The organism is Phreatobacter aquiterrae (assembly GCF_053471285.1).
Genome location: NZ_JBJPHW010000041.1, coordinates 1 through 1,238 on the forward strand (window position 1 = coordinate 1; position 1,238 = coordinate 1,238).

Genomic DNA, 1,238 nt, shown 5'->3' on the forward strand with positions numbered 1-1,238 from the left:
CTGAACCGCCCTGGGTTTGCCGGAGGGCTCAACTCCTGAGAAGGATGAGCCACCATGAGCAAGACAACGAACAAATTTTCCCCCGAAGTGCGCGAGCGGGCGATCCGGCTGTTGCTGGATCACGAGCGTGAACATCCATCCCGATGGGCTGCGATCACGTCGATCGCTGGCAAGATCGGCTGCACGGCGCAGACCCTGAACGAGTGGGTGAAGAAGGCCGAGGTCGACGCCGGCAAGCGCGCCGGCGTGCCGACCGAGATGGCCGAGCGGATGAAAGCGCTGGAGCGCGAGGTCCGCGAGCTGCGCCAGGCGAATGAGATCCTACGCAAGGCGAGCGCGTATTTCGCCCAGGCGGAGCTCGACCGCCCGTATCGGAAGTGACGGCCTTCATGGAGGCCTACGTGGAGAACTACGGGATCGAGCCGATGTGCAGAGTTCTGCGGATCGCCCCCTCCACCTGGCACGAGCACGCCCGCTGGAAGGCCGATCCCGACCTTCGCTCCGCGCGGGTAAAGAAGGATGAGCGGCTGGCGGAGGAGATCGTCCGCGTTCACAAGAAGAACTTCGGCGTCTACGGCGCAAAGAAGGTCTGGCTGCAGCTCAACCGCGAAGGCTTCAAGGTCGGCCGTGACCGCGTCGCCCGGCTGATGGCGCGTCTCGGACTGGAAGGCGTGGTGCGCGGCAAGGTGGTCCGGACGACCGTGCCGGACAAGGCGGCCGCTTGCCCGTTCGATCTGGTCAACCGGCAGTTCCACGCCCCGGCGCCGAACATGCTCTGGGTCTCGGACTTCACTTACGTGAGCACCTGGGCCGGCATGGTCTATGTCGCCTTCGTGATCGACGTCTTCGCCAGGCGGATCGTCGGCTGGCGGGTCAGCCGCAACCCGACGGCGGCGTTCGTCCTCGATGCTTTGGAGCAGGCCCTGCACGACCGCAAGCCAACCGACAGCCTCATTCATCATTCGGACCGTGGATCGCAATATGTGAGCATCCGCTACACGGAGCGACTGGCGGAGGCCGGCATCGATCCTTCCGTCGGCAGCGTCGGCGACAGTTACGACAATGCGCTCGCCGAAAGCGTGATCGGACTGTTCAAGACGGAGATCATCCATCGGCTCGGGCCGTGGAAATCCTTCGAGGCCGTCGAATACAAGACCCTCGAGTGGGTCGATTGGTTCAACCACCAGCGCCTGCTGGAGCCGATCGGCAACATCCCGCCCGCTGAGGCGGAAGCCAAC

At 64.4% G+C, this 1,238-nt stretch carries 1 protein-coding gene and 1 other annotated feature; the gene reads left to right on the forward strand.

All coding sequences use genetic code 11. From position 1 onward, the window contains the following. Nucleotides 1-54: 54 nt before the first annotated feature. Nucleotides 55-1,238, forward strand: a protein-coding gene (locus ACJ4V0_RS21495) for an IS3 family transposase (protein WP_448301648.1) whose coding sequence is annotated in 2 segments (ribosomal slippage) — nt 55-340 and nt 340-1,238 — 1,185 coding nt annotated over the 2 segments. Because the reading frame shifts where the segments join, the coding sequence is not laid out codon by codon here. This gene is flagged as partial in the annotation. After that, nucleotides 336-452, forward strand: a sequence feature (AL1L pseudoknot). Its footprint overlaps the gene before it by 117 nt.